Raw genomic sequence first — 26701 nt, forward strand, 5'->3', positions numbered from 1 at the left:
CTCATACGATGTACGAGACATGCTATGGTACAACGTACCAGTCAAGCGGTGAGCGTCGACATTCCTGACGCTGCCTGCCAAAATCGACGCTCAGTCAGCGAGGACGACAGATGGCAGCCAAACGCGAAGGCGCCCGAAGCGAACGACCGGAACAGACCAGGCCCAGGCCCGTGCAGGAGTCGACCAGCGAACCGCCTCTTTCCCGGGACCGTATCGTGGCGACCGCGGTGGAATTGCTGGACGCTCAGGGGCTCGACGGGTTGACGATGCGTCGGCTGGCCGACCGCCTCGGGGCAGGCGTGATGAGCCTGTATTGGCACGTCGACAACAAAGACGACGTCCTGGATCTGGCGCTCGATTCGGTGCTTGATTATCGCGCCTTGCAGCAGTTGGACACGCCTCAAGATTGGCGCGCGGAAGTCATTCATATGCTCGACGACTGGCGGGCCAGCATGCTCCTCCATCCTTGGTCGACATCGCTGTTGCCGCGCCGGGCGCTCGGCCAGAACATCCTCGGTCGCCTGGAACTCATGAGCAAGACCTTGTCCAGGGCCGGCGTCGCGGACGCCGACCTGAACGCGGCGATATGGTCGCTCTGGAACTATGTGATGGGCGCCACCATCACCCGGGCGAGCTTCGATGTCTCTGACGTAGACAGGGCCGCCGCGCAGCAGCGCCTTGAGCGTCTTAGCGGCCCCTACCCGACAATCGGGCGCTCCCGCCTGCTGTTGGACGATGACTGGGATGGCGCCTTCCGCAAAGGCCTCGGCTTCCTGCTCGATGGGCTTTCTCCGAGATAAGCGGTTGTCGCGAAGTTTTCATCCCGAAAAACTCGCCAGGGCCCCGCTGAAGGCGGCTAGGATTGCGACACCATGGAAGACGCCAAGGGCCAGCCATCTCAAGCGGCCTGCGCCCGCCTGACCAACAAATGCCCCATAGGCAGGAATCTGCAGCGCCGCCAATCCGATGGAAAGGCCGGTGATGGTTGTGTTGGTCAAAAGGGTTGCCAGCATGGGAATCGGATAGAGAAGCCGCGCCAACACATAGTCTCCATGCCCTGAGCCGGCCGAATAGAGTGCCAGGAAGAAAGCAATGGGAGTGATGCCGAGGCCGACAAGGAACCCTGCCCGCGAGGAGAATTTTGGCCGCATTATTCCTCCAGAAGGCAATGCCAGAACCAAACGTTCACCGGCTGACTTATGCCCGCAATGGGCGCCCTTCACACCCAGGAAAACGCCTGGATCAGTGCGGCGTGTCCGGCTGTCCGTTGCCCGACAGGATCTGCAACGTTCCTCGCGCAGCATTGCGGAACGCATCGTCGAAGCTGACGCCACGCACCTGCCAGCGATATTCCTTGCCCCTCAAGCCAAGCCGCCAGTCGCCAATCCAACCCAGCGCTTCCTGGCGCCATGCCAAAGTGCCGGAAAGCAGAGCATCGCCGGCCAAGGTGTTGGCTACATCGGCAAGCGCGACGTCCTGCGGTTTGGGGAGCTCCAGCAGCAAACCGGTCCGGTGCGCGGCGTCCGCCAACGCAACACGCATATCCGCCTCAAGCTTGTCGCCGCCATCGCGCACCACCGTGAAGCCGTTCCCCTTCATCGGCTTTACCTCGAGCAACGCGACGATTGCGGGTCGTGGCAACAGCCATGGCTTACGTCCCAGCGATGCCAGCAAGGCATCGATCTTGTCCGGATCGAAATCGGCGGTGATGTATTGCGGCCGGTCGTGAGTGCCCTGCTCGTCATGCGGCGGGCGGTTGTTGAGCAGGTCGCGGTAGCTGATATCAGTGGCATAGTCGGCTGCATGCCGGCTCATCTCCGCAACGCGCGGATCGCCAATCAGCCGCGGGTCGCCGGAAACCTTGACCAGAACTTCTTCAAGGCACGGCGCCAGACCCCACGCCCGATTCTCGTCACCAGTGCCGCTGGTCACCGATTGCGCACGGTAGAGACTGGTGCGGTCGAGATCAGCGGCAGCGACCGGAAAGGCAATCAGCGCCGCCAGCATCGCTGCCACGATTTTCAAGCATCCAGGCACCCATCGACCCTCCCGAACGGTCCGGAACATCCGACGGATCCATATTCCCGGTCATTTCAGGGAAATTCAAGCACCTGAAGAGCGCAGCATCAGTTAGGATGTCAGCTTTACCTGATAGCTCACCGCGCGCTTTTCACCGGGCGCGATCAGCATCACCCCAGGCTTGTCGGCGAACTCGCCGTCGAAATCGACGGGGCTGGCGAGGCCATGCCAGGGTTCGATGCACAGGAACGGCGCGCCGCCGGGTTTCGACCAGACACCCAGTTCCTTGAAACCCTGCCAAGCCATTTCGATCGCCGGACCGTGCGTGGCGGCATAACGAACGCTCTTACTGGCCGGCCGGTCGAGGATCACGGCGTCCGCGTCGAACAACCGTTCCGACAGCACCAGCGTTTTGCCTTCGATAGGCGTCGGCTGCGGCGCAGCAAGCACCAGGCCGTCCTTCAGCCGACGGATCGGCGCCGGCTCGTCAGCAGCAAAGGTCAGCTGGTAATCGGTCTTGGCGAGGCCCGGCAGCAACGGCCAGTTGAATGCCGGATGCGCTCCGATCGAGGCAGGCAGCATCTCGTCGCCGGTGTTGGTGATATCGAAGGAGATATCGAGCTGCCGCCGTTCCAGCGTGTAGGTGACCGCCAGGCGAAACGCGAAGGGATAGCGCGCGCGGGTGTCGGCGTCGTCGGTCAACACCAGCGTGCAGGATCGGGTGGTCGTCTCAGCCCACACAAACGGCTTGTCGCGAGCAAAGCCGTGCTGCGTCAGCGGATAGGCCTGGCCACGGTGGCGCAGCTGGTCGCCCTTCAGCCGACCGACGATCGGAAACAGCACCGGCGAATGCCGCCGCCATTCAGGTCCGGCCTGCCACAAAAACTCGATACCCTCGGCGTTGCGCAGAGAAACCAGTTCAGCCCCCTGCCCGACAATGGTCGCCGAAATCCTGTCGCCGTGAAGCGTCACTTGTTCCATGCGTCCTCGCGGAAAGCTGCGTGCGAGCGGGAGGTTAGCAAAAGCCCGCGTGGACTCAAAGGCGGCAAGACACCGCTCACGGAGCCTGGGAAATGAACTATGGCAAAAACAACAGTGGCCGGAGGTGTCCCCGGCCACTGCAAGATCGAGATTGTTGCCTGCTACGGTTCGACTATTCGCGTTCGCCCGTGAAATTCAGCAACAGCTGGAAGATGTTGACGAAGTTCAGGTAGAGCGACAGTGCGCCGAAGACGGCGAGCTTCTGCTGCGATTCAGCGTCGAAATTCTCCGCATACTGTTCCTTGATCGTCTGCGTGTCCCAGGCGGTCAGGCCGACAAACACGGCGATGCCGATCACCGAAATGGCGAACTGCAGCGCGGTCGAGCCGAGGAAGATGTTGACGACGCTGGCGATCACCACGCCGAGCAGGCCCATGATCAGAAACGACGAAAACTGCGTCAGGTCGCGCTTGGTCGTGTAGCCGTAAAGGCTGGTCGCGCCGAACATGGTGGCGGTGATGAAGAAGGTGCGCGCGATGCTGGTGCCGGTGAAGACAAGGAACACCGAAGCCAGAGACAGGCCCATCACCGCGCAGAAGGCCCAGAACATCGTCTGGGCACTCGCCGCCGACATGGTCTGCATCTTGAACGAGAACAACAGGACGAAGCCGAGCGGCGCCAGCATCACCACCCATTTCAGCGGGCTGGAGAAGATCGGCACGTAAAGCGCCGGCGTCGAGGCCACAAACATGGCGACGAGGCCGGTCACGACAAGGCCGATACCCATGTAGTTGTAGACACGCAGCATGTGGCTGCGCAGGCCTTCGTCATAGACGGCGCCGGCGCGGGCGCCAGCGCCCATGCGGTATCCGAGGTCGGGGGTGTTCATGCGGGTTCTCCTTTGGGGTCTAAATCAGTAAAGCGTTTTGGCGAGTGTTTCGGCGGCACGGTCGAGGTCGTGGACGTCGCTGCGCGCAACGACCGCGTAAGCGACCTCGCCGATCTGGAAATAGGCCGAGGAAATTTCGCCCGAGGGCGCTATTGCCGGCTTGACCACGTCGAACGTTCCCGGCCGGATCGCAAACAGCGAGACCAGCCCCATATCCTTCGTCTCCAGCGCCACCTCGACGCTCGGCCCGAAGCGCGACGGGTAGATCTGCACGTCGCGGATCGTCCAGTCTTTGGGCAGTGACGGCATGACGATGGCGGTCGCGGCGCGAATTTCATCGGCATTGTAGTTCGGCGCCTCGAGCTGCGAGGGCATGGCCTCGCGCATGAGCGTCGTCTTGTGCGCCCGGATCGCTTCTTCGACATAGGCGGGCGGCGGCGGCGAAGCCACCACCTTGGTCACCAGCAGCGGTCCGAAGAGGCCGTTCGCCAGCCAGCCGGCGGCGACAAAGACGGCGACCGCGGCCGCCCGCTGCAGCACGGCGAAGACACGGCGACTGGCCAGCCCCCTGCCCAGCCGGCGTGCGACTTCAGTCGTGGCCGGCCGCGCCATCCCGGTGGAAGCAGCCAGCGCCAGGCGCAGCTCGTCGCGCGTCCTCAAGTCGGACATCACCCGCGCCGCGGCTTCAGGACGCGCCGACAGAAACGCTTCGACCTCAATGCGGCGCGTGACATCCAGTTGGTCGTCGACATAGGCGTCGAGATCGGCTTCGGTCACCGGGTCCCGCAACAGATCGGTCATGACGGGTCTCCCACGATCCTCAGATGGTTTTTGGCCGGCGAGAAGGCTGCACTTTCCATCGAGCGCAGCGCGGCACGCGCCCTGCCGATGCGCGACATCAGTGTTCCCAGCGGCACCCCGCTGGCGTCGGCAGCCTCCTGGTACGAGAGGCCCTCTATGGCGACCAGATGCAGCGCCGAACGCTGCTCTTCCGGCAGGCTGAAAAAGGCTTCGCGCACCTGCGCCAGACGCACGGAATGTTCCTGCGGCGGCGGCGTGCTGGCATCAGTGAGATAGCCGGCCTGTTCGACACGCGCCGCTTCCGAACGGCGCGATCGCATTTTATCGATGAAAGCGTTGTGGACGATCGACAGCAGCCATGCCCGCAGATTGCCGCCGGACCGGAACGTGCCGCGCCGCTCATAGGCGCGCACCAGCGCATCGTGCACCAGATCCTCGGCATCGGTGCTGTCGCGCGTCAGCGAGCGAGCGTAGCGCCGCAACGAACCCAATTGTCCAACTATATCGAAGCGTGGCATCGACCGTTTCATGCCCTGTTTACGGAGCATGTGGGGATTTTAATCCCTCGCACGCCAAACTTTCTGCTGCGTGCGCGTCCATGCCGTCAGAAGTGCACTTCGCAACCGCCCATCTCCCGCGCGGCAGATGTTTGCTTCATGCTGATGGCTTAGCCTTTCCGTCTTTCCAAGGAGCAAAAGATGGTCGGCGGGGATCGGGTGACGGGTGCCGCGGCGCTGCCGATCGTCGGCAGAGTGTTCATGTTTCTTGGCATTGTCGGACTGATCGTCTCCGGCGTGCTAGCCATCGTCGAGATGTATGGCCCTCGCACCGCTTCGGCGACAGGCAAGATTGTCGCCGCCGAATACAATCCCCTCATCGAGTTCTCGACAGCCGACGGCACCGTCATCCGTTTTAACAATGCCGTCCACAGCTCGTTCTGGGGCGATGGCGACAGCGTCCCTGTCGCCTACGACCCAACCAATCCGCAAAATGCCTCCATCGACAGCTTTGCCGGACGCTGGTTCCTTGCCGGGTTGGCGGGCATGCTGGGCGGTTTCTTCCTGCTGGTCGGCATCGTGCTCACCGTGCTTGGAAGGGCGCTTATGCGGCGGGTCATCACGACCCACTGACCGCCTCGGAATGGCCCTGCTCAGGGCCGCTCGCCGCGCCGCAGCCTGCCTTCGATCATCGCAATGACCGGCAACAGATCAGCAACGCCGTTGACGACATAGTGCGCGCCGGCAGCGCTGAGCTTGGCCGTTGCCTCGGCGCGCTTGGTGCGAAACAGGTCCGGCGCCAGTGCCTGCGTTTCGGCCAGCGAGTGGCCGAAGACATTGCCGGTGACCGACACGCCGACCGTCCAGGCGCCGGCATTGATGCCTTCTAAAATGCCGACCTCGGTGTCGTCGACCTTGACGCTGAGCCATGGCGGATAGACGCCAAGCTCGGTCAGCGCCTTCCACAGCATGAACGGCGTCGGCCTGCCATCCGGCGTGTCGCCGGTGCAGACCAGGCAATCCGGCGCAAAACCATGCACTGCCGCACCCGGCAGGATTTCGGCCATGATGTCGCGCGTGTAGCCGGTGGTCGAGCCGATCTTGAGGCCGTGTGCGCGCAACGTGGCGACCACGTCGGCGACGCCGGGAATGACATCGGAAAAGCGAGCTGCCACCGCCCGGTTCTTCGGCACGAAGACATCGTAAACGGCGTCGATATCGGCTTCGGTCGGTGCGTGCCCATGCTGCCTTATCCAGGCGGTCGAGATTCTCGGCAGCGCCATCAGCGCGGCAATGTGCGGGCGCTTGGCCATGCCCATCGGTCCGCGCGCCTCTTCGATGCTGATGGCAACGCCGAATTCCTGGAACGCTTCGACGAAGACGCCCATCGGCGCCAGCGAGCCGTGATCGACAACAGTACCGGCCCAGTCGAAAACGACGGCGCGAAGCAGGTGCTGGGGGGTCATCAGGCGATCTTTCTGGCGTCTGCCGTAGTTGAACCGAAGAGTTCGTCGATCACCTCTTCCGCGATTGCGAACGAAGTTGAGGCGCCAGTGCCGCTGGTGATCATCACCAGTCGCACATTCTCCTGCGGCGCGTCGGCGAACATCGTGCGGTCGGCCGCCGAGGCATAGATGCCGGTCCAGCGTTCCAGCACGCGCGGCGGCGTACCGCCGAAGACGGCGCTGAATTCCTCCAGGATGATTTCGTCGACCCGCTCCGAGGCGAACGGGTCGGGCGTCGCCGCGTAATGGTGCGAATCGCCGACCACCAGCGTCCCGTCGGCGCTCTGCACCACGATCAGATGCACGCCATTGTCCAGCGCATGGCGTTGATCGCTCTCAAGCCGACGCCGCAAGGCCACAGCTTCCGGCAAGGCGGCGTAGCCGGCGTAACGGGCAAGCCCGAGATCCGACATCATCGGGGCCGGAAGCCGGAAGCCGGGATCGGCAAGGCGCATCATCTGCAGTTTGCAGCGCTTCACGCCGTAAAGCGCGATGCGTTCGGGATAGAGCGTTGCCAAATCGTCGCCGGGGCAGACAACCACCTTGTCCGCGCGAACTGTGCCGCGGCTGGTCTCGATGGCAGGCGGGTCGATCCCGCGCACCGCCGTTTCGCGCCGGAACTCGACGCCGTGCTGTTCGGCAAGGAAAGCAGCAAGGCGCGGAATTGCCTCACGCGATTCCACGCGCACCTCGTGGGGGCTCCAAAGGGCGCCGGCGAAATCCTGCCCGGCAAGCTGCGGATACTGGGGGCGCAGGTCGTCCGGTTCGAGCAGCGAACATTCCTCGCCCATCTCGGTCCGCAGGAATGCCTCGACCACGCTGCGTGCCTCGGTGCGACGCGCGACAACGACCGTGCCGCGCTGGATGACCTCGATACCGGCCGGCCCGGCCACTTCCAGCCAGATGTCGCGGGAGCGCATGGCACGTCGCCACACCTGGCCGCGTTCCTGGCCACTCACCGTGACAAAGCCGAAATTGCGCACCGAGGCGCCGTTGGCCTGCGCGTCGCGGTCGACGACGACGACGGAAAGGCCGCGGCGGACGGCAGCGAGTGCATGCGCAAGACCGACAATGCCGGCGCCGACAATGGCGAGGTCGAACTTGTCTTGCTGGCTCATTATTATCCTTTCGCCACCGCTCTTGTCGTATCCCGGCAAACCTATTCAAACTACGCCGATGTGACAGGAACGTGTAGGCCGGGCTTCGGCCTCGACATTGGTCCTGGCAGGGCTTTCCGCCTGGCGCACATGAAAGCGCTGGCGAAGCACGGCCGATTTGCGTATCACTCCGCCGCCACCGGAAACCGCTCTCCATGTTCGAAACACTGCAGCCTGCTCCCGCCGACAAGATCATCGCTCTGATCGGCGCCTACCGTGCCGATCCGCGGCCCGGCAAGATCGACCTCGGCGTCGGCGTCTACAAGGACCGCGACGGCAGGACGCCGGTCATGCGCGCTCTGCGCGAGGCCGAGAAGCGGCTGCTGCAGGCTCAGGACACCAAGACCTATCTCGGGCTTCCGGGTGACACCGGCTTCAACATCGCGATGGTCAAGCTGGCCTTCGGTCCGGCTGCCGACATGACGCGCATCCGCGCGGCGCAAGCGCCGGGCGGTTCCGGCGCGCTGCGGCTGGTGGCGGAGCTGCTTAAGCGGACCCGCCCGGACGCAACCGTCTGGCTGTCGGACCCGACATGGCCGAACCACCCGCCGGTGATGCGCGGCGCTGGCCTCAAAGTGCGCGACTATCCCTATTTCGACGCAACTTCGGGCGCTGTGCGCTTCGACGACATGCTGGCAGCGCTGGGTACAGCCGAGGGCGGCGACATCGTGCTGCTGCACGGCTGCTGTCACAACCCGACCGGCGCCAATCTCGATGCCGCGCAATGGGCGAAGGTCACCGATCTCGTCGCCGAGCGCGGGTTGTTGCCGTTCGTCGACATTGCCTATCAGGGCTTTGGCGAAGGCCTCGACGCCGACGCCGCCGGCTTGCGCCTGCTGGCGGCAAAGGTTCCCGAAATGGTCGTTGCCTCGAGCTGTTCGAAGAACTTTGCCGTCTACCGTGACCGCGTCGGCGCGGCGATGATCATGGCGAGGAACAGCGCTGAGGCCGATGTGGCGATGAGCCAGATGCTGGCGGCGGCGCGCGCCATGTATTCGATGCCGCCGGACCATGGCGCCGCCGCGGTGCGCATGGTGCTGGAAGACGATGGCCTTCGCGCCGATTGGGAGGCGGAACTCGAGGAGATGCGACTGCGCATGCTGAGACTTCGCGTCCAGTTCGCCGACGCGTTGCGGCGGCAATCCAATTCCGACCGCTTCGATTTCATCGCCAGCCATCGCGGCATGTTTTCAAGGCTTGGCCTGTCCGAAGCGCAGGTCGAGCGGCTTCGGGCCGAGTACGGCGTCTACATGGTCGGCGACAGCCGCATCAACGTCGCCGGCCTGCCCGAAGACGGCATGGACGATCTCGCCAAGGCTGTTGTCTCGGTGCTCGACTGATACGGCTTCAGCTGTGGACAAGATCGGGCCGCCGGCTGACAGCGTTGGCCGCGACAGAGGCAGCGGGATAGCATTCGCCGCATGACCCCATCCAAGGACATTTCCCGGCTGATCGAGATCATGGCCGCGCTCAGGGCGCCGAAGACCGGCTGTCCCTGGGACATCGAGCAGGATTTCTCGACCATCGCGCCCTATACGATCGAGGAAGCCTATGAGGTGGCGGACGCCATTGCGCGCGGCGACCTCGACGACCTGCGCGACGAGCTCGGCGATCTCCTGCTGCAGGTCGTCTACCACGCGCAGATGGCTGAGGAGGCCGGCGACTTCGCCTTTGGCGATGTGGTTGAGGCCATCACCACCAAAATGATCCGCCGCCATCCGCATGTCTTCGGCGACGAAGACGCGCGCAGCGCCGGCATGGCCAAGGGCATGTGGGAAAAGATCAAGGCGCAGGAGAAGGCGGAAAAGCGAAGCGCGCGGCTGGCCCGCGGCCTCGACCCGGAAGACAATGGAAAAGGGTTTCTGGACAGCGTGCCGGTCGCCCTGCCCGCCTTGACGCGCGCGCTGAAACTGCAGGAGAAGGCGGCGCGGGTCGGCTTCGACTGGAGCGAGGCAGCCCCCATCCTCGACAAGATCGAGGAAGAGATCGGCGAGTTGCGCGAGGCGCTGGCCAAGGGCGAAACGGTCGAGATCAAGGACGAGTTCGGCGACATGCTGTTTGCCGTCGTCAATCTGGGACGTCACCTCAAACTCGATTCAGAAGCGGCACTCAGCGGCACCAACGAAAAGTTCCGCTCGCGCTTTCACTATGTCGAGCGCGCAATCGATGCGTCGGGAAGCACGCTGGAAAAAGCCACGCTGGACGAAATGGAAGCGCTCTGGCAGCAGGCCAAGGGCAAGACTTAAGCAGGCTTACGCTCTGTTTTTGCGGTGCAATCGGCTTTCGATCTCTTGCCGGGCGCTGTGCGTTGCCTTGAGCGCGATGGTGGCGCTGCCATCGTCATTGTCTGTCCGCGAAACGATGTCGCCATTGCGGTAGAGCCAGTCGACGAGGCCAAACTGCGCCGGTTCGATCGTCACCGTCAGTTCCTCCAGTTCGCCCGACATCCTGGTCTCGATCAGCGCCTTCAGCGCATCGATGCCTTCGCCGGTGACGGCTGAGATGGCGATCGGCGGGGCCTTGTTGCCGTCGGCGCCATTGGCAAGCAGGCGCTCCCGGTTGCCGTCGTCGAGCAGGTCGACCTTGTTCCACACCTCGACAACACGCTTGGCGTCGCCCGCATCGACGCCAAGATCGGCCAGGATGCGCTCAACGTCCTCGGCCTGGGCAGCCGTGTCCGGATCCGAGATATCACGCAGATGGATAACCAGGTCCGCCTCGACCACCTCTTCCAGCGTGGCGCGGAAGGCGGCGACCAGATGCGTCGGCAAATCCGAAATGAAGCCGACCGTATCCGACAGGATGATCGGCGTGCCGTGCGGCAGGCGCACGCGGCGCAGCGTCGGGTCGAGCGTAGCAAACAGCATGTCTTCAGCCAGCACGTCTGCCCCGGTCAGCCGGTTGAACAGCGTCGACTTGCCGGCATTGGTATAGCCGACGATCGCCACCACCGGGAACGGCACCTTCTTGCGCTTGGCGCGGTGCAGGTCGCGGGTGCGGCGCACCGTTTCCAGCTCGTGTTTGAGCTTGATGATCTTTTCCTGCAGCTGCCGCCGGTCCGACTCGATCTGCGTTTCGCCGGGGCCGCCGAGGAAGCCGGCGCCGCCGCGCTGGCGTTCAAGGTGGGTCCAGCTCCGCACCAGGCGACCCTTCTGATAGTTGAGATGGGCAAGCTCGACCTGCAGCGTGCCTTCCTTGGTCCGCGCGCGCTCGCCGAAGATTTCCAGGATCAGCCCGGTGCGGTCGAGCACCTTGGCGTTGAATTCCTTCTCGAGATTGCGCTGCTGCACCGGCGTCAGCGGATGGTCGACGATGACCACCTCCGCGTGCCCTTCTTTCACGATTTCCGCGAACTCCGCGACCTTGCCGCTGCCGAGCAAGGTTGCCGGGCGTGGATCGTTGACGGTCACCACCGCCGTATGAATCAGGTCGAGGTCGATTGCGCGGGCAAGGCCGACCGCCTCGTCGTGGCGGGCCTCGGCCGATCGCGTTAGCCTTGGACGGTTCGTCTCGTCATCGCTGCGCTGATGCCGGGTAAGCACCGGCACAATGACAACCGCCCGGGTCGGACCTTTGGCTTCCGTCCCGGGGTGATGCGCTGGTTTCCCGCGGACGCTGCGGTCCGCGTCTTTCTCACGTGCCAATCAGGCGCCCTGGCTTTCCTCGCCATCGAACATCTGAACCGGCTGGCTCGGCATGATCGTGGAAATGGCATGCTTGTAGACGAGCTGGGAGTGGCCGTCGCGGCGCAGCAGAACACAGAAATTGTCGAAGGAAGTGACCACGCCGGTCAGCTTGACACCGTTGATGAGAAAGATGGTGAGTGGATTTTTGCTCTTGCGAACTGAATTCAGGAACAGGTCCTGAAGGTTTTGCGATCGTTCCGCCATTGTTTTTGTCTTTCGCCGATCCCCTTCGGTTTGCAGGCTAATGCGCCAAATTAGCGGGCACATGTCAAGCTTGCAAACACCCCCTTGCCGTCAGTAACGACAAGCAGAACGAGATATATTGATGTTCATTCCACCTGTGCGGTTATCAGGCTGGACTTTTTTCCGCAACGTCAAAAAAGGCTTGCCGCAATGAAAGTGTTATTGAGCCGGGATGGCCATTGGCGACCGCAGCGCCGTCGATTGCCACCACCGGCATGGCGATTGTCGTTGCCGAACTGATGAAAGCTTCGCGCGCCGCCTTGGCCTCGGCGACCGAAAAACCGCGTTCCTCGATCTTCAAACCGAGCTTGGCCGCCACCTCGAACATGGTGGTACGGGTGATGCCGCGCAAGATGCCGTGCTCGGCCGGCCGGGTCACCAGGACGCCGTCCCGGGTGACGATCCAGGCATTCGACGAACCGCCTTCCTTGACGTTGCCGTCGGTGTCGATGAACCAGGCCTCCTGGGCGCCGGCTTCCTTGGCCTTCTGCTTGGCCAGCACATTGGGCAGCAGGCCGGTGCTCTTGATGTCGACACGATCCCAGCGGTTTTCCGGCACGGTGATGACCTTGATGCCGGTCTCGGCCCGCTTTACGGCCGCCGCCGGATCGGCTTTTCTGGCCGTAATGACCAGCGACGACAGTGTGTCGGTCGGGAAAACGAAGTCGCGGCTGGCGACGCCGCGCGTCACCTGGACATAGACCAGGCCGTTGACGACCTGATTACGCCGCACGACCTCGCGTAGGAGAAGCGGCAGCACGCCCTTGGTGACCGGCCAGTCGATCGAAAGTTCGCTGAGCGAGCGGTTCAGCCGGGCAAGATGGCGCGGCATGTCGACGATAAAGCCTTGCGCCACCTCGCAGACCTCGTAGACGCCGTCGGCGAACTGATAGCCGCGATCCTCGATATGCACGGCAGCGGCGGCATGGGCGACATAGCGCCCGTTCACATAGGCAATGCGCGGCATCCAGTGATCCCTCTGAAAAGTCCCGCTATTTCTAGGCGATTCCGCCGCCGCCGTAACCGGCAATTGCATGGGCCACGGCCCGCGGCCCAACAACAATGGGGATCAGACCCCCAGCGACTTCAGCTTGCGGTGCAACGCGGAGCGCTCCATGCCGATGAACTCCGCCGTCTTCGAGATGTTGCCGCCGAACCGGTTGATCTGGGCGATCAGGTAATCCTTCTCGAACTGTTCGCGGGCCTCGCGCAGCGGCAGCGCCATAATGTGCTGGTCCGACTGGTTCGGCGTACGCGGCATGACATCGCCGATCTCCGACGGCAGAAGGTCGGCGGTGATCGGTGCATCGACATCGTCGCCGCGCGCCAGGATCATCAGCCGTTCGACATTGTTGCGCAACTGGCGGACATTGCCCGGCCAGTTGTGCGCCTGCAGTACGGCCAGCGCATCGTCGCCAATGCGGCGCGGCTTGATGCCGGCCTGGCGTGCGATCTGCTTCATGAAATTGTCGACGAGGTACGGAATGTCCTCACGCCGCTCGGCCAGGCCCGGCACCATGACCGGAACCACCGCCAGACGGTGATAGAGGTCCTCGCGGAAACGACCGTCGGCGATCATCGCTTCGAGGTTCTGCGAGGTCGAGGAAATGATGCGGACGTCGACCTTGACCCGCTTGGTGCCGCCGACCCGCTCGAACTGCTGCTCGACCAGCACGCGCAGGATCTTGTTTTGCGTCTCGCGCGGCATGTCGGCGACTTCGTCGATGTAGAGAATGCCGCGATGCGCCTCCTCCAACGCGCCGACCTTGCGCTCGGTGCCGTTCGATTCGGTTCCGAACAGCTCGATCTCCATGCGCTCGGGCGTGATGTTGGCCGCACTCAGCGTCACGAACGGCGCGCCCTTGCGCGTCGACAGCGTGTGGATGGCCCGCGCGGCGAGCTCCTTGCCAGAACCGGACGGGCCGATGATCATGACGCGGCTGTTGGTCGGCGCGACGCGCTCAATGGTCTGGCGCAGCTGGCTCATCGCCGACGACATGCCGATCAGGTCGAAGGTTTCGCCGCTGCGCTGCTTGAGGTCGGAAACTTCGCGCCGCAACTTCGAGGTTTCGAGCGCCCGCTCGGCAATCAGGATCAGCCGGTCGGCCTTGAATGGCTTCTCGATGAAATCATAGGCGCCGCGGCGGATGGCCGACACTGCCGTCTCGATATTGCCGTGGCCCGAGATCATCACCACCGGCAGGCTCGGATGCATCGTCTTGATCTCGTCGAGCAGCGCCAGCCCGTCCAGGCGCGAGCCCTGCAGCCAGATGTCGAGGAAAATCAGCCGCGGCGCACGATCGGCTATTGCCGCGAGCGCGCTGTCGGCATCGAACGCCGTGCGGGTTTCATGTCCTTCGTCGCTCAATATGCCCGCGACGAGTTCACGGATGTCTTCCTCGTCATCGACGATGAGAATATCAGACGCCATTACCGACCTTTTCAGTTTCTCTTTCGTGTTCCGTTTCGCCTTGACCGCGTGGCGGCGCGGTTGCGGCGGCTGGTGGCAGGATGATCGAGATCATCGCGCCGCGTCCACCGTGGAAGTCCGCAGGCGCATCGTGCAGTTCGAGCCGCCCGCCGTGGTCTTCGACGATCTTCTTGACGATGGCGAGGCCGAGCCCGGTGCCCTTCTCGCGCGTCGTCATATAGGGCTCGAGCAGCCTTTGGCGATTCTCGCGCGGCAGGCCTTTGCCATTATCGATGACGTCGATTCTGATCGCGCCATTCTGCCGGGTAGCTTGAATCCGGATTATGCCGTGCGAACCGTCCTTTTGTTCCAGTCCGTCAATCGCTTCGGCGGCGTTCTTGATGACGTTGCCGAAAGCTTGCGCCATCAGGCGGCTGTCGAAAGTGCCCTTGAGCGGCTCGTTGCCGAAGACGCGTTCGAAAGCGATGTCGGCACGGCTCACCTCGACCAGGAACGAGGCCTCGCGCAATGATTCGCGCAGATCGATGGCCTTCATCTCGGGCTTCGGCATGCGGGCGAAAGCAGAAAATTCGTCGACCATGCGGCCGATGTCCTCGACCTGCCGGATGATGGTGTCGGTGCACTGATCGAAAATCTCGCGGTCCTCGGTGATGACCTTGCCGAAACGGCGTTTGATGCGCTCTGCCGAAAGCTGGATTGGCGTCAGCGGGTTCTTGATTTCATGCGCAATACGCCGTGCCACGTCCGCCCAGGCCGAAGAGCGCTGCGCCTGGACCAGATCGGTGATGTCGTCGACCGTCACCACGTAGGACTTCTCCTCCGAGCCGTCGTCGCCGGCCTCGATGGTGATCTGCACGTTGAAGGTGCGCTCGGCGCCGGCGCGGTAGAAGGTGACCTGCTCGCGATAGACCGGCTTGCCGGATTTGCGGCCGATCTCGAAGACGCGGCCGACATGAGGCAGCACGGCCGACAGGTTCTGCCCGAGCGCTGCCGTCGCCGATATGGCCAACATCGTTTCGGCGGACTTGTTGACGATGGTGACGATGCCGTAGGGGTCGACGCCGATGACGCCGGCGGTGACGCCGGCCAGCACCGCTTCCGAGAAACGCCGCCGCTCGTCGATCAAATCCTTGGCCGACAGGATCTCGTTGCGCTGCGATTTCAGCTCAAGCAGCATCTTGTTGAACGTATCGCCGAGCGAGGCGACATCACCGTCGGAAGGCCGCACCGGCACGGCGACATCGAGATTGCCGGTGGCAACCTCGTCGGCCGCGCCGATGAGCTGGCGAATGGGCCGCACCAGACGGTCGGCAACCGCTATGCCGGTCCAGATGGCCGACAGGATGATGATCAGCGTCAGCGACAGATAGGGCAGCGCGAACGCCACCTGCGAGGTCCGTCTATTATCTTCCAGGCCGCGATATTCTGCGGTGTTGGACTGCACGATCTGCCGCGCCTTGATCACCTGGGGATCGACGAGACGAATGGTGTAGAGATAGAGGCCTTCGATCTCCCGCAATTTGACGATGGCGCCCATGATGTTGCGCGTCTTCGGCTCGATCAGCACCGGTTTGCCGTCGGCCGCACTCGCCACAGCCCCTTCCGGCGGCTCCGGCATGGCGAAATTCGTATCGGTCTTGGCGCTCATGACGAAAGAGCCATCCGGCTTGATCAGCGCCGCATGCGCCAGGCTCCTGCCCACGGCTTCCTTGTTCATAAGGTCGAGAAAACCGGTTCGATCGAGGCCGTAAAGCGTGCGTGAAGCGTCGAGATCGTAAGCCATCGACAGCGTCGTGCCCTGAAGATTGCGAGCATTTTCCTGCACATAGGCATCGGCAATCGACAGCGACGAGTTGACGATCGTCTTGGTGCGGATCTCGAACCAGCGGTCGAGGCCGATATCGAGCGTGATCGAGGCAATGATGGCCACCATGATGGCGGGGATGGCGGCGACCAGCGCAAACATCGCCACGATGCGCACATGCAGCCGCGACGCCGCCTTGCCGTGCCGGCGCGCCATGACGATGCGATGCACCTCGCGGCCGACCAGGGCAATCAGCGCCAGCACGAACCCGGCGTTGACGGCAATCAGCGTCAGCGTCGTGTTTGCGTCCGGCGTGATCGGCGTCGCGCCGACCAGGATCGCAAAGGAGATTGCGGCCGTAACCAGCGCCCCGGTGATTGCGACAACGCCGGGCAGCGCAAGCAGCCGGCGTCCATCCCTTCCGCCGGGCCTGCTGAAGAGCGGTTCGTTTGATGTAAGAGCCTGCGAAGCCATGTCGCCGTCTAAGAGCCAGTGATTGCGTCGGATGTATGCAACGCATTGTGGCGATTATGCAACAAGTGTGGCCGCGAGGGAAACTTTCAGCCGCCGATCCCCTGAAAAGGGATGACCTCGCGTCACTTCGACCGGTGCGCGTTCACGATCTCGACGATTTGTAGACGTTGACCCCGAGTTCGCGAATCTTCTTGCGCAGCGTGTTGCGGTTCAAACCCAGCAATTCGGCCGCCTTGATCTGGTTGCCGCGCGTTGCCGTCATGGAAGCGAGGACCAACGGATATTCGACCTCGGACAGGATGCGCTCATAGAGGCCGGCCGGCGGCAGTTCGCCGGCGAAAGAGGCAAAATAGCGCTGCAGGAAGTGCTCCACCGCCTGGCCGATGGACAGATCGTCCGGGATCAGGTTGCCGCCGCCGGGAACGACCGGCCTTTCGCCTGTCTTCAGTTCGGCTTCTATGATCTCGGCGGATATTTCGTCCTGGGAGTAGAGCGCGGCAAGCCGGCGCACCAGGTTTTCCAGTTCGCGCACATTGCCCGGCCAAGGATAGCGCTTCATCAATTCGATGCCGCCGGTCGAAATGCGCTTGGTCTGCAAGCCTTCGCTGGCGCCGACCTTGAAGAAATGCCGCACCAGATCGGGAATGTCTTCCGACCTCTCACGCAAGCCCGGCAGCCGCAGCGGCACGACGTTCAGGCGATAGAACAGATCCTCGCGGAAAAGCCCCTGGTTGATCAGCGTGCGCAGATCCTTGTTGGTGGCGGCGACGATGCGCACGTCGGTCTTGATCGGCGTGCGCCCGCCAACCGTGGTGTATTCACCCTGCTGCAGCACGCGCAGCAGCCGCGTCTGCGCCTCCATCGGCATGTCGCCGATCTCGTCCAGGAACAGCGTGCCACCTTCCGCCTGCTCGAAACGGCCGGTCGACCGGTTCTGCGCCCCGGTGAACGCGCCCTTCTCGTGGCCGAACAGTTCCGATTCGATGAGGTCGCGCGGGATCGCCGCCATGTTGATGGCCACGAACGGACCGCCGCGGCGCCGGCCGTACTCGTGCAACGCGCGCGCCACCAGTTCCTTGCCGGTGCCGGATTCGCCCGAGATCATCACCGTCAAATCGGTCTGCATCATGCGCGCCAGCATGCGATAGATGTCCTGCATGGCCGCCGAGCGGCCAACCAGCGGCATCGCGTCAGGCTGTTCTTCCGGCCGGGCGTCGATCTTCGGCCGCCGCGGCTCGGACAGCGCCCGGTTGACGATGCTGAGCAGTTCGGTCAGGTCGAACGGCTTCGGAAGATACTCGTAAGCGCCCGTTTCTGAAGCACGAATCGCGGTCATAAAGGTGTTTTGGGCGCTCATCACAATGACCGGAAGCTCAGGCCGCGCCTTCTTGATGCGCGGCAGCATGTCGAACGCATTTTCGTCCGGCATCACCACGTCGGTGATGACCAGATCGCCCTCGCCCGCCGCCACCCAGCGCCACAGCGTCGAAGCGTTGGAGGTCACGCGTACCTCATGGCCGACGCGCGACAGCGCCTGGTTGAGCACGGTGCGGATGGCCGCATCGTCGTCGGCGACGAGAATATTGCCGCGAACCGTCATTTGCGGTCTCCTTCGCCTTCATCATCGGCAGTGTCGATCGGTGTTTCTTTCCAGGCCGGCATCAGGATGCGGAAGGTGGTGCCGCGCGGCGTCGAATCGCATTCGATGACGCCGCCGTGCTCGCCGACGATTTTCGCCACCAGCGCCAGGCCGAGCCCCGAGCCGTTCGGCTTGGTGGTTATGAACGGGTCGAACAGGATCGGCAGGATGTCTTCCGAAACGCCGGACCCATTGTCGCGCACGCAGAACTCCAGCGGCAGCGATACGCGGTCCTGCGTTCCCGGCACGGAAACTCGAATGCCCGGTCTGAACGCGGTCGACAGCACGATCTCGCCTTGCGGGTCGCCGCCGATCGCCTCGGCGGCATTCTTGACCAGGTTGAGAAACACCTGGATCAGCTGGTCGCGATTGGCGAAAACCGGGGGCAATGATGGATCATAGTCCTCCAATATCCTGATTCTTTTGGCAAAACCGTTCTTGGCGATCGCCTTTACGTGATCCAGAACGACATGGATATTCACGGGGTATCGGTCGATCGGTCGCTCGTCGGAAAACACCTCCATGCGGTCGACTAGCGAGACAATGCGATCGGTCTCATCCGTGATAAGCCGGGTCAGAGCGCGATCTTCGTCGGACGCCGACAGTTCGAGCAGCTGTGCCGCGCCGCGTATGCCCGACAGCGGGTTCTTGATCTCGTGCGCCAGCATGGCGGCAAGGCCGGTGACTGAACGTGCAGCACCCCGATGCGTCATCTGCCGGTCGATCTTGTCGGCCATCGAGCGTTCCTGGAACATTACCACGACCGAGCCGGGGAATTCCGGCACCGGCGCGACATAGAGATCGACGACCTTCTCGATGCCGAGCCGCGGCGACGACACGTCGACACGGTACTCGTTGACCGGCGCGCGGCGCTCGCGCACCTGGTCGACCAGCTGTAACAGCGGGCTGCCGAACGGGATAAGCTTGGATAGCGTGTTGCGCGCCAGCATGGTCGCGCTCGAGCGGAAGAAATCCTCCGCATCGGCATTGGCGTAGGTGATGAACCCATCGGGATCGACCATGATCACCGGACGGCGGATGGTGTTGAGCACGATATGGGCGGCATCCGCCATCTCGGTACCCGGTGCGGCAGGCGCGTTCATGCGGCACTCCGCAGGGGCGCTGCTTCGCCGGAAAACACCTCATGCAACACAGCGATGACGCAGGCGGGCTCGAACGAGGTGAGGATGATTTTGCGCCGATCGTCAGTGACGCCGGCGGCATGGCGGTCGATATACCAGCCGAGATGCTTGCGGGCCTGGCGCAGGCCGCTTTCAACGCCGTAAAGCGTCAGCATGTCCTCGTAATGGGTAGCAATGTAGTCGGCCATGGCTTCCGGGCTGTCCGGCACGCCAGAGGGCGCCCCGCCCGCAGCCGTCGCCGCGATACGGCCCGCCGTCCACGGCGCGCCGTAATGCGCGCGGCCGATCATCACCGCATCGGCGCCCGACTGTTCGAGGATTTCGGCAGCTTCCGCCGGCGAGCCGACATCGCCATTGGCAACGACCGGGATCGAGACGGCGTCCTTGATTCGGGCGATCGCGCCCCAATCGGCCTTGCCTTGATAGAACTGGCATCGCGTGCGGCCATGCACCGTCACCATTTTGACACCGGCCTCTTCAGCACGGCGCGCCAGAGCGGGCGCGTTCAGCGCATTGTCGTCCCAGCCGAGCCGCATCTTCACAGTGACCGGTACCTGGACCGCGCCGACCACCGCTTCGATCAACGACATTGCGTGGTCTAGATCGCGCATCAGCGCCGAGCCGGCATAGCCGCCGGTCACCTTCTTGGCCGGGCAACCCATGTTGATGTCGATGATGTCGGCGCCCTCACCGGCAGCGATGCGCGCACCCTCGGCCATATGCGAGGCTTCCCGGCCGGCAAGCTGGACCATGTGGACGGGCAGCCCGGAATGACGGATGCGCAGGTCGCAGCCGGCCCTGCCCTTGGCAAGCTCGCCGCTCGCCACCATCTCCGATACGACCAGGCCAGCGCCGTGCGCGTAGGCGCGCTGCCGGAACGGCTCGTCGGTTATCCCAGACATCGGCGCGAGGAAGACGCGATTGCGGATCCTTACGCCGCCGACATCGAGCGGCGAAGCCAATTTTGTCAGTTCAAGCATGCACAAAAACCAAGCATATCGGATCGCTGCACATTCTCTAGACATAAGAGAGGCATTGTGCAACGCGCAATGACGTCACATGGCGGCGCATTTGGGAAAATGCTGGCCTTAGCCATGAGCCGCGACTAAGCCTCTCGGCATGACAGAAGCAAGCGAAAAACTGGCCGGGCCGGCGACCGACAAGGTCGGCGTGGTCATCGTCGCCGCCGGCCGCGGCGCCCGTGCCGGACAGGCCGACGGACCGAAACAATATCAGCGCATCGGCGGCCGTGCCGTCATTGCGCGCACGCTGGAGACATTCCTCGCGCACCCTGAGATTGGGCCAGTCGTCGTCGCCATCCATGCCGATGACCGCGCACTTTTCGACAAGGCAGCCGGCGCCAATGCCGAGCGGGTCACCACCGTGGTCGGCGGCGAGTCGCGCCAAGCTTCGGTTCGGCTGGGACTGCTCGAACTGAGGGGCCAGGCGCCGGGCCGTGTCCTCGTGCACGATGCGGTGCGGCCATTTGTCGACGCGGCCCTGATCGGCCGCACCATCGCGGCCATTGGCGAGCGCCAGGGCGCGCTGCCGGCGCTGCCCGTCGCCGATACGCTGAAGCGCGAATCGGTCACCGGCATGATCGAGGAGACGGTGCCGAGGGCGGGCCTTCATGCTGCACAGACGCCGCAAGGCTTTCCGTTCTGGCCGTTGCTCGCGGCACACGAAAAGGCCCATCATCTTGGCAAATCGGATTTCACCGACGATGCCGCGATCGCCGAATGGGCGCATATTCCGGTCAAAATCGTCCAGGGGTCGCCGGATAATGTCAAACTCACCTGGGCTAGGGATATTGCGATGGCCGATCAGCGGCTTACCGGCGAACGCTTTCCCGACATCCGCACCGGCAATGGCTATGACGTGCATGCCTTCGAGCCCGGCGACCATGTCACCTTGTGCGGCGTCGCCATTCCCCACGGCAAAAAGCTCTCCGGACATTCGGATGCCGATGTCGGCCTGCATGCGCTTACCGATGCGCTGCTTGCCACCTGCGGCGCCGGCGACATCGGCACGCATTTCCCGCCTTCCGATCCGCAATGGAAGGGCGCGGCTTCAAAAATCTTCGTCGAACATGCAGCAAAGCTGGTGCGCGAACGCGGCGGGCGCATCGCCAATGCCGACATCACGCTGATCTGCGAGGCGCCGCGCGTCGGCCCGCATCGCGAGGCCATGACGAAGGCCTTGTCGGCGATGCTGGGCATTTCCGCCGATCGCATCTCGATCAAGGCGACCACCAACGAAAAACTCGGCTTTGTCGGCCGCGAGGAAGGCATTGCCGCCATCGCCACCGCCAGCGTCGTCTTTCCCGGGGACGTCCCGGCATGAACAACAGCGACCTCGCTAACGCCCTGCTACAGGCCTGCCAGCAGCGCGGCATCATGCTGGCGACCGCCGAAAGCTGCACCGGCGGCATGATCATTGCTGCCCTCACCGACATTGCCGGCTCGTCCGCCGTCGTCGATCGCGGCCTCATCACCTATTCCAACGAAGCCAAGATGGAGATGCTCGGCGTCCCGGCCGCCACGCTTCAAGCGCATGGCGCCGTCTCGCGCGAAACGGTTCTGGCGATGGCCGCCGGCGCATTGGCCCGCTCGCGCGCCGGCCTGGCGCTTGCCGTCACCGGCATCGCCGGCCCCGGTGGCGGCTCGCCGGACAAGCCGGTCGGCCTGGTCTGGTTCGGGGTGGCGCTCAGGGGTGGGCCGGTGGCCGCCGAGCTCAATCTGTTTGCCGACAATGGCCGCGACTTCATTCGCAGCGAGACGGTCAGGCATGCGCTGGAGATCGGCCTGCGGGCGCTCGGCGACACTCACGAAATGGGCGTCGTTCCATAGATGACGTCGGCGCGCTTTTCGAAGGCTTCCGAAAACATGCGGAAGGCGCGGTCGAACATGGTCCCCATCAGCGCGCCGAGGATGCGGCTCTTGAACTCATAGTCAATGAAGAAGCGCACGCTGCAGCCGCCACCGTCGGCCGGCTCGAAGCGCCAGATATTGGAGAGATATTTGAATGGCCCGTCGATGTATTTGACGTCGATGGTGTTCTCGTCCGGCTTCAACAGCACCTGCGTCGTAAAGGTCTCGCGGATCGCCTTGTAGCCGATGCTCATATCGGCGACGAGAATGGTGCGGCCGTCACGCTCCTTGCGCGAGCGCACCGTCAGCGCTTCGCAGAGTGGCAGGAACTGCGGATAGGTCTCGATATCGGCGACCAGCGCAAACATCTGCTCCGGCGTGTGGGAAACGCGGCGGGTGGCTTCGAATTTCGGCATTAATGCATGTCGCTCAAAAGTGGCCCCGGTTTTGAGAAAACGACTTGCATCACAGATTTAAAGCAGGGCGTTGGCAGCTTTTTTGAGCTGCGCTTCGCGCGCCGCCCGCAGCCTGGCGAAATCGTCGCCGGCATGATGCGAGGAGCGCGTCAGCGGGCTCGACGCCACCAGCAGGAAACCCTTGGTCTTGCCGATCGTCGCGAAGGAATTGAACTCTTCCGGCGTGACGAAGCGGATCACCGGATGGTGCTTCTTCGACGGCTGCAGATACTGGCCGATGGTCATGAAGTCGACATTGGCCGAACGCAGATCGTCCATCAGCTGCAGGATCTCGTTCCGCTCTTCGCCGAGGCCGACCATGATGCCGGATTTGGTGAAGATCGACGGATCGAGTTCCTTCACCCGCTGCAACAGCCGGATCGAGTGGAAATAGCGCGCGCCCGGTCGCACCGTCAGATAGTTCGACGGCACGGTTTCGAGATTGTGGTTGAACACATCGGGCTTCGCCGCCACGACAATCTCCAGCGCGCCTTCCTTGCGCAGGAAATCGGGCGTCAGGATTTCGATTGTGGTCAAAGGCGTCGCCGCCCGAATCGCGCGGATGACCTCGGCGAAATGCTGCGCGCCGCCATCGGCAAGATCGTCGCGGTCGACGGAGGTGATGACGACGTGGGTCAGCCCCATCTGCTTGACAGCATGCGCGACGCGCGCCGGCTCATCGGCATCGAGCGCGGTCGGGATGCCGGTGGCGACATTGCAGAAGGCACAGGCGCGCGTGCAGATCTCGCCCATGATCATGAAGGTGGCGTGCTTCTTTTCCCAGCACTCGCCGATATTGGGGCAGCCGGCCTCTTCGCACACCGTCACCAGCTTGTGCGACTTCACGATCTCGCGCGTTTCGGCATAGCCCTTGGACACCGGCGCCTTGACGCGGATCCAGTCGGGCTTGCGCAGCACGTCCTGGTCGGGCTTGTGCGCCTTTTCGGGGTGCCGCAGGCGCGGCGCGTTGGCGATCGTGTCGAGGACAGTGACCATCTCAAACCTGACTTGTTGGCGTCTGCCCGTCGGCGTCAGCCTTTAGAACGTCACTTAAGACTTTTCGGGGCAAAGAAAAAGGCCGCGGCGGCGCATGCCGCCACAGCCTTTTTCGCATAGCGGGCTCTAGCGGCGAATGAGCCGCCCTGCAAAGATCAGCAGGCAGGCGCCGATGAAGCCGGTGATCAGGTAAGCGAGCCAGCCGACGCCGAAGGGCTCGATGTTGAGAGCCCTGAGGATGGCGTTGAGCACCACCGCACCGACAATGCCCATAATGATGTTCATCAAGATGCCGGTGTTGCTCTTCATGACCATCTCGGCCAGCCACCCGGCCAAGCCGCCGATGATGATGGCTGCAATCCAGCCCACGCCATTCACGTCCATATGCCAACTCCTCCTTGATCAGGTGAAAATGCATCCGGATACGAACTGCCTTGCCGTAAGGTTCCTCCGGCGCATGCGTCTGAGTCTCGCGGCAGCAATTTATCATGCGTTGAGCGCGCGCCCATAGGCGTCGAGCACGCTTTCCTTCATCATTTCCGACAGCGTCGGATGCGGGAAGATGGTGTGCATCAGCTCTTCTTCCGTCGTCTCCAGGTTCATCGCCACGACAAAGCCCTGGATCAGCTCGGTCACTTCGGCCCCGACCATGTGGGCGCCGAGCAACTGGCCGGTCTTCTTGTCGAAGATGGTCTTGATGAAACCCTGGTCCTCGCCGAGCGCGATCGCTTTGCCGTTGGCGCCGAACTGGAAGCGGCCGACGCGTATGTCCTTGCCTTCGGCCTTGGCCTTGGCTTCAGTCAAGCCGACGGAGGCGACCTGCGGGTTGCAGTAGGTGCAGCCCGGAATCTTCAGCTTGTCTGTTGCATGCACGCCAGGGAAATTGGCGATCTTCTCGACGCAGACCACGCCTTCATGCTCGGCCTTGTGCGCCAGCATCGGCGGTCCGGCGACATCGCCGATGGCGTAGATGCCAGGCACGTTGGTCTTGCCGTAGCCATCAACGACGACGCAGCCGCGATCCGTCTTCACGCCGAGCGCCTCGAGGCCGAGGTTTTCGATATTGCCCTGGACGCCGACGGCCGAGATCATGCGGTCGGCTGATATCTTCTCGACCTTGCCGTCCTTCATCTCGACATGCGCGGTGACGGAGTTGGCGCCCTTCTCGACCTTGGTCACCTTGGCCTCGAGGATGATCTTCATCCCTTGCTTCTCGAACTGTTTCTGCGCGAATTTCGAGACTTCGGCGTCCTCGACCGGCATCACCGCCGGCAACAGTTCGACCACCGTGACCTCGGCGCCCATGGTGCGGTAGAAGGAGGCGAATTCGATGCCGATGGCGCCGGAGCCCATCACCAGCAGCGATTTCGGCATCTCCTTCGGCACCATGGCTTCAAAGTAGGTCCAGATGAGCTTGCCGTCCGGCTCGATGCCGGGCAGCGCGCGCGGCCTCGCACCAGTGGCGAGAATGATGTGCTTGGCGGCGTAGGTGCCCTCGCCCTTGACGCCTTTCGGCACCGGCGGCTGCGGCTCCATCGCCTTCTTGGCGGTCTTGGAAACGACGATCTCGCCCAATTTATCACCTGAAGGAGCCTTCGACAGCTTGGCCTCACCCCAGATGACGTCGACCTTGTTCTTCTTCATCAGGAAGGCGACGCCGCCATTGAGCCTGAGCGACACCTTGCGCGAGCGGTCGACCACGGCGGCCGTATCGGCGCTGACCTTGCCGCCTTCGAGCTTCAGGCCGTAGTCCTTGAGATGATCCGAATAATGCATGATCTCGGCCGAGCGCAGCAGCGCCTTGGTCGGGATGCAGCCCCAGTTGAGACAGATGCCGCCGAGATGCTCGCGTTCGACGATCGCCGTCTTGAAGCCGAGCTGGGCGGAGCGCACCGCCGTGACATAGCCGCCGGGGCCGGAGCCGATGATGATGACGTCGTAGGATTCTGCCACGGGGTTTCTCCCTGATTGTTCAGAGCACGATGCCGAAAAGTGTGAAGCGGTTTTCGGACGACATCATGCTCACTTCTATGATCTAGAGTTCCAGCATCACGCGCACCAATGGCGCCAATGCCTCACCTATGTTGCGCGTGTTTTCCGCATCGAGATGAACACCGTCGAGCGGCGTGGTCTCAGCCACGGTCCCGGCGTCGAAAAAGCCGCAGCCGGCCTCGTCGGCAAGGATCGAATATTGCGGCGCCAGCCGCTTCGAGGCCTCGTCGCCGCCGGCAAACATTTCCTTGAATTCGGCATTGTCGGTCCGGCTGACCGCAGGCGGCGCCACGATCAGGATCTGCGGCGCGGGCCAGTCGAACGGATAGTCGTGGCCGCGCACGATATCGATCAAGCGTTGCATGCCCTGCTTGGCGGCGACCGGATTGCCGTGGATCCACGGCTTCATGTCGTTGGCGCCGAGCATGATGATGATCAGGTCGATCGGCGCATGCGTCGTCAGGATCGTCGGCAGCAGTCTTGCACCGTTGCGGTCCGCGCCTGCCAGATGGTCGTCGAAGGCGGTGGTGCGGCCATTCAGGCCCTCGGCGATGACTTCGATATCATCGTCGTCCAGCGCCACCTTGAGCACGCTCGACCAGCGGTCTTCCAGCGCATGCCGCCCAAGGCTTGCCGCGTCGTAGCCCCAGGTCAGGGAGTCGCCATAGCAGAGAATTGTCTTCACGCCCTTGCCTCGCCTCTGCCAAAACCCGGCTGCCCGCGCCTAACCCGCCACTGTACGAACAGCCAATGCACCACAATCGTAGCCAGGCTCGACAGAACCAATCCCGCGATGATTGGCAGGTTCCCTCCCCAATCGCGCCCCTCGGGCGGTTGGGAAAAAGTCCAGCCGATCAAGCCGAAACCAATCAGCGCGAACAAGGCGAATGTGCCGATCCCAACCCAATTGATGGCCTTGAGCGGATTGGGAAAAAACTGTGCAATGAAAAACAATATCGTCACGGCAGCGGTGACCAGCCCGCACGCGAAGAACACGAGAATGTATTCTTCGTGCGCGCCTGTGTTTACTGCCAATCCTACCGCACCGATGGCGCCGGCAAGCAAGGACAGGAAGAAGGCCATGAAGGAGGTGAAGACTATCCGCACCGCCCTTTTCCTT

Annotated in this window: 28 protein-coding genes; 6 read left to right on the forward strand and 22 right to left on the reverse strand. The window is 63.2% G+C overall.

The annotated features are described in order from the left end of the window. The first annotated feature begins 110 nt into the window (after positions 1-110). Complete coding sequence (locus tag ACWGTO_RS12425) at positions 111-800, forward strand: TetR/AcrR family transcriptional regulator (RefSeq protein ID WP_454575147.1); 690 nt, start codon at positions 111-113, stop codon at positions 798-800. A gap of 18 nt (positions 801-818) precedes the next feature. Here ACWGTO_RS12425 and ACWGTO_RS12430 read toward each other — a convergent pair whose 3' ends face one another. The 6 genes from ACWGTO_RS12430 to ACWGTO_RS12455 form a co-directional block, all read right to left on the reverse strand. Then, on the reverse strand, positions 819-1223 hold the full coding sequence (locus ACWGTO_RS12430) for a hypothetical protein (RefSeq protein WP_454575148.1): 405 nt from the start codon (positions 1221-1223) through the stop codon (positions 819-821). A gap of 19 nt (positions 1224-1242) precedes the next feature. Beyond that, positions 1243-2016 (reverse strand): DUF2066 domain-containing protein, encoded by a 774-nt coding sequence (locus tag ACWGTO_RS12435; RefSeq protein ID WP_454575226.1) that lies wholly within the window; start codon positions 2014-2016, stop codon positions 1243-1245. 114 nt (positions 2017-2130) lie between these two features. Then, positions 2131-3000, reverse strand: a complete 870-nt coding sequence (locus ACWGTO_RS12440; protein WP_454575149.1) for an aldose 1-epimerase family protein — start codon at positions 2998-3000, stop codon at positions 2131-2133. A 172-nt stretch (positions 3001-3172) separates the two neighbouring features. Further along, positions 3173-3889, reverse strand: coding sequence for a Bax inhibitor-1/YccA family protein (locus tag ACWGTO_RS12445; protein ID WP_454575150.1), 717 nt, complete (start codon positions 3887-3889; stop codon positions 3173-3175). Positions 3890-3913: 24 nt separating this feature from the next. Next, on the reverse strand, positions 3914-4690 hold the full coding sequence (locus ACWGTO_RS12450) for an anti-sigma factor family protein (RefSeq protein ID WP_454575151.1): 777 nt from the start codon (positions 4688-4690) through the stop codon (positions 3914-3916). Further along, positions 4687-5208 carry a sigma-70 family RNA polymerase sigma factor gene (locus ACWGTO_RS12455; RefSeq protein ID WP_454575152.1) on the reverse strand — a complete coding sequence of 174 codons (522 nt, stop codon included), beginning with the start codon at positions 5206-5208 and terminating at the stop codon, positions 4687-4689. The genes ACWGTO_RS12450 and ACWGTO_RS12455 overlap by 4 nt, the downstream gene beginning before the upstream one ends. A gap of 180 nt (positions 5209-5388) precedes the next feature. On the opposite strand from ACWGTO_RS12455, the gene ACWGTO_RS12460 reads away from it, so the two are divergent. Continuing rightward, positions 5389-5820 (forward strand): DUF3592 domain-containing protein, encoded by a 432-nt coding sequence (locus ACWGTO_RS12460; protein WP_454575153.1) that lies wholly within the window; start codon positions 5389-5391, stop codon positions 5818-5820. 20 nt (positions 5821-5840) lie between these two features. Here the strand turns inward: ACWGTO_RS12460 and phnX are convergent, their stop codons facing one another. Both phnX and ACWGTO_RS12470 read right to left on the reverse strand, forming a co-directional pair. After that, positions 5841-6653, reverse strand: coding sequence for a phosphonoacetaldehyde hydrolase (phnX, locus tag ACWGTO_RS12465; protein WP_454575154.1), 813 nt, complete (start codon positions 6651-6653; stop codon positions 5841-5843). Beyond that, a complete protein-coding gene (locus ACWGTO_RS12470; protein WP_454575155.1) occupies positions 6653-7810 on the reverse strand; it encodes a TIGR03364 family FAD-dependent oxidoreductase in 1158 nt (385 codons plus the stop codon). The genes phnX and ACWGTO_RS12470 overlap by 1 nt, the downstream gene beginning before the upstream one ends. A 194-nt stretch (positions 7811-8004) precedes the next feature. On the opposite strand from ACWGTO_RS12470, the gene ACWGTO_RS12475 reads away from it, so the two are divergent. Together ACWGTO_RS12475 and mazG are read left to right on the forward strand one after the other, a co-directional pair. Continuing rightward, positions 8005-9189 (forward strand): amino acid aminotransferase, encoded by a 1185-nt coding sequence (locus ACWGTO_RS12475; protein WP_454575156.1) that lies wholly within the window; start codon positions 8005-8007, stop codon positions 9187-9189. Positions 9190-9270: 81 nt separating this feature from the next. Then, a complete protein-coding gene (mazG, locus tag ACWGTO_RS12480) occupies positions 9271-10095 on the forward strand; it encodes a nucleoside triphosphate pyrophosphohydrolase (RefSeq protein ID WP_454575157.1) in 825 nt (274 codons plus the stop codon). Positions 10096-10101: 6 nt separating this feature from the next. Here the strand turns inward: mazG and hflX are convergent, their stop codons facing one another. From hflX to dusB, 8 genes are all read right to left on the reverse strand, one after another. Further along, on the reverse strand, positions 10102-11493 hold the full coding sequence (gene hflX, locus ACWGTO_RS12485; RefSeq protein WP_454575158.1) for a GTPase HflX: 1392 nt from the start codon (positions 11491-11493) through the stop codon (positions 10102-10104). Continuing rightward, entirely contained in the window at positions 11494-11739 is a 246-nt protein-coding gene (gene hfq, locus ACWGTO_RS12490) for an RNA chaperone Hfq (RefSeq protein WP_006202172.1), read from the reverse strand. 145 nt (positions 11740-11884) lie between these two features. Continuing rightward, positions 11885-12745, reverse strand: a complete 861-nt coding sequence (locus ACWGTO_RS12495) for a D-amino-acid transaminase (RefSeq protein ID WP_454575159.1) — start codon at positions 12743-12745, stop codon at positions 11885-11887. Between the two features lie 102 nt (positions 12746-12847). Continuing rightward, positions 12848-14209: a nitrogen assimilation response regulator NtrX gene (ntrX, locus tag ACWGTO_RS12500; protein WP_181056899.1), complete on the reverse strand. Its 1362-nt coding sequence runs from the start codon at positions 14207-14209 to the stop codon at positions 12848-12850. After that, positions 14199-16487: an ATP-binding protein gene (locus ACWGTO_RS12505; protein WP_454575160.1), complete on the reverse strand. Its 2289-nt coding sequence runs from the start codon at positions 16485-16487 to the stop codon at positions 14199-14201. The genes ntrX and ACWGTO_RS12505 overlap by 11 nt, the downstream gene beginning before the upstream one ends. 142 nt (positions 16488-16629) lie before the next feature. Continuing rightward, positions 16630-18087, reverse strand: a complete 1458-nt coding sequence (ntrC, locus tag ACWGTO_RS12510) for a nitrogen regulation protein NR(I) (RefSeq protein ID WP_454575161.1) — start codon at positions 18085-18087, stop codon at positions 16630-16632. Further along, complete coding sequence (locus ACWGTO_RS12515; RefSeq protein ID WP_454575162.1) at positions 18084-19229, reverse strand: two-component system sensor histidine kinase NtrB; 1146 nt, start codon at positions 19227-19229, stop codon at positions 18084-18086. Before ACWGTO_RS12515 ends, ntrC begins: the two co-directional genes overlap by 4 nt. Then, positions 19226-20248 carry a tRNA dihydrouridine synthase DusB gene (gene dusB, locus ACWGTO_RS12520; RefSeq protein ID WP_454575163.1) on the reverse strand — a complete coding sequence of 341 codons (1023 nt, stop codon included), beginning with the start codon at positions 20246-20248 and terminating at the stop codon, positions 19226-19228. Before dusB ends, ACWGTO_RS12515 begins: the two co-directional genes overlap by 4 nt. Positions 20249-20387: 139 nt before the next feature. Between dusB and ACWGTO_RS12525 the strand changes: the two genes are divergently transcribed. Both ACWGTO_RS12525 and ACWGTO_RS12530 read left to right on the forward strand, forming a co-directional pair. Further along, a complete protein-coding gene (locus tag ACWGTO_RS12525; RefSeq protein WP_454575164.1) occupies positions 20388-21611 on the forward strand; it encodes a bifunctional 2-C-methyl-D-erythritol 4-phosphate cytidylyltransferase/2-C-methyl-D-erythritol 2,4-cyclodiphosphate synthase in 1224 nt (407 codons plus the stop codon). Continuing rightward, positions 21608-22117, forward strand: a complete 510-nt coding sequence (locus tag ACWGTO_RS12530; protein ID WP_454575165.1) for a CinA family protein — start codon at positions 21608-21610, stop codon at positions 22115-22117. Before ACWGTO_RS12525 ends, ACWGTO_RS12530 begins: the two co-directional genes overlap by 4 nt. Here ACWGTO_RS12530 and ACWGTO_RS12535 read toward each other — a convergent pair. From ACWGTO_RS12535 to ACWGTO_RS12560, 6 genes are all read right to left on the reverse strand, one after another. Further along, positions 22093-22554, reverse strand: a complete 462-nt coding sequence (locus tag ACWGTO_RS12535; protein ID WP_454575166.1) for a type II toxin-antitoxin system RatA family toxin — start codon at positions 22552-22554, stop codon at positions 22093-22095. The genes ACWGTO_RS12530 and ACWGTO_RS12535 overlap by 25 nt on opposite strands. Before the next feature lie 57 nt (positions 22555-22611). Continuing rightward, entirely contained in the window at positions 22612-23589 is a 978-nt protein-coding gene (lipA, locus tag ACWGTO_RS12540; RefSeq protein ID WP_454575167.1) for a lipoyl synthase, read from the reverse strand. Between the two features lie 126 nt (positions 23590-23715). After that, positions 23716-23973 carry a GlsB/YeaQ/YmgE family stress response membrane protein gene (locus ACWGTO_RS12545; protein ID WP_181056890.1) on the reverse strand — a complete coding sequence of 86 codons (258 nt, stop codon included), beginning with the start codon at positions 23971-23973 and terminating at the stop codon, positions 23716-23718. A gap of 102 nt (positions 23974-24075) precedes the next feature. Then, entirely contained in the window at positions 24076-25542 is a 1467-nt protein-coding gene (lpdA, locus tag ACWGTO_RS12550) for a dihydrolipoyl dehydrogenase (RefSeq protein ID WP_454575168.1), read from the reverse strand. Between the two features lie 82 nt (positions 25543-25624). Further along, positions 25625-26266: an SGNH/GDSL hydrolase family protein gene (locus tag ACWGTO_RS12555; protein WP_454575169.1), complete on the reverse strand. Its 642-nt coding sequence runs from the start codon at positions 26264-26266 to the stop codon at positions 25625-25627. Then, on the reverse strand, positions 26263-26688 hold the full coding sequence (locus tag ACWGTO_RS12560) for a hypothetical protein (protein WP_454575170.1): 426 nt from the start codon (positions 26686-26688) through the stop codon (positions 26263-26265). The genes ACWGTO_RS12555 and ACWGTO_RS12560 overlap by 4 nt, the downstream gene beginning before the upstream one ends. Positions 26689-26701 lie beyond the last annotated feature (13 nt).

The sequence above is a fragment of the Mesorhizobium sp. PL10 genome, assembly GCF_053714315.1.

Bases quoted from the DNA above. Each gene is read 5' to 3' on its own strand.
- ACWGTO_RS12545 (WP_181056890.1), bottom strand. From the start codon at position 23,973: ATGGACGTGAATGGCGTGGGCTGGATTGCAGCCATCATCATCGGCGGC.
- ACWGTO_RS12455 (WP_454575152.1), bottom strand. From the start codon at position 5,208: ATGCCACGCTTCGATATAGTTGGACAATTGGGTTCGTTGCGGCGCTAC.
- ACWGTO_RS12525 (WP_454575164.1), top strand. From the start codon at position 20,388: ATGACAGAAGCAAGCGAAAAACTGGCCGGGCCGGCGACCGACAAGGTC.
- ACWGTO_RS12470 (WP_454575155.1), bottom strand. From the start codon at position 7,810: ATGAGCCAGCAAGACAAGTTCGACCTCGCCATTGTCGGCGCCGGCATT.
- ACWGTO_RS12450 (WP_454575151.1), bottom strand. From the start codon at position 4,690: ATGACCGATCTGTTGCGGGACCCGGTGACCGAAGCCGATCTCGACGCC.
- ntrX (WP_181056899.1), bottom strand. From the start codon at position 14,209: ATGGCGTCTGATATTCTCATCGTCGATGACGAGGAAGACATCCGTGAA.
- mazG (WP_454575157.1), top strand. From the start codon at position 9,271: ATGACCCCATCCAAGGACATTTCCCGGCTGATCGAGATCATGGCCGCG.
- lipA (WP_454575167.1), bottom strand. From the start codon at position 23,589: ATGGTCACTGTCCTCGACACGATCGCCAACGCGCCGCGCCTGCGGCAC.
- ACWGTO_RS12445 (WP_454575150.1), bottom strand. From the start codon at position 3,889: ATGAACACCCCCGACCTCGGATACCGCATGGGCGCTGGCGCCCGCGCC.
- ACWGTO_RS12440 (WP_454575149.1), bottom strand. From the start codon at position 3,000: ATGGAACAAGTGACGCTTCACGGCGACAGGATTTCGGCGACCATTGTC.
- ACWGTO_RS12475 (WP_454575156.1), top strand. From the start codon at position 8,005: ATGTTCGAAACACTGCAGCCTGCTCCCGCCGACAAGATCATCGCTCTG.
- ACWGTO_RS12505 (WP_454575160.1), bottom strand. From the start codon at position 16,487: ATGGCTTCGCAGGCTCTTACATCAAACGAACCGCTCTTCAGCAGGCCC.
- hfq (WP_006202172.1), bottom strand. From the start codon at position 11,739: ATGGCGGAACGATCGCAAAACCTTCAGGACCTGTTCCTGAATTCAGTT.
- ACWGTO_RS12460 (WP_454575153.1), top strand. From the start codon at position 5,389: ATGGTCGGCGGGGATCGGGTGACGGGTGCCGCGGCGCTGCCGATCGTC.
- ACWGTO_RS12535 (WP_454575166.1), bottom strand. From the start codon at position 22,554: ATGCCGAAATTCGAAGCCACCCGCCGCGTTTCCCACACGCCGGAGCAG.
- dusB (WP_454575163.1), bottom strand. From the start codon at position 20,248: ATGCTTGAACTGACAAAATTGGCTTCGCCGCTCGATGTCGGCGGCGTA.
- ACWGTO_RS12515 (WP_454575162.1), bottom strand. From the start codon at position 19,229: ATGAACGCGCCTGCCGCACCGGGTACCGAGATGGCGGATGCCGCCCAT.
- ACWGTO_RS12425 (WP_454575147.1), top strand. From the start codon at position 111: ATGGCAGCCAAACGCGAAGGCGCCCGAAGCGAACGACCGGAACAGACC.
- ACWGTO_RS12495 (WP_454575159.1), bottom strand. From the start codon at position 12,745: ATGCCGCGCATTGCCTATGTGAACGGGCGCTATGTCGCCCATGCCGCC.
- ACWGTO_RS12530 (WP_454575165.1), top strand. From the start codon at position 21,608: ATGAACAACAGCGACCTCGCTAACGCCCTGCTACAGGCCTGCCAGCAG.
- ntrC (WP_454575161.1), bottom strand. From the start codon at position 18,087: ATGACGGTTCGCGGCAATATTCTCGTCGCCGACGACGATGCGGCCATC.
- phnX (WP_454575154.1), bottom strand. From the start codon at position 6,653: ATGACCCCCCAGCACCTGCTTCGCGCCGTCGTTTTCGACTGGGCCGGT.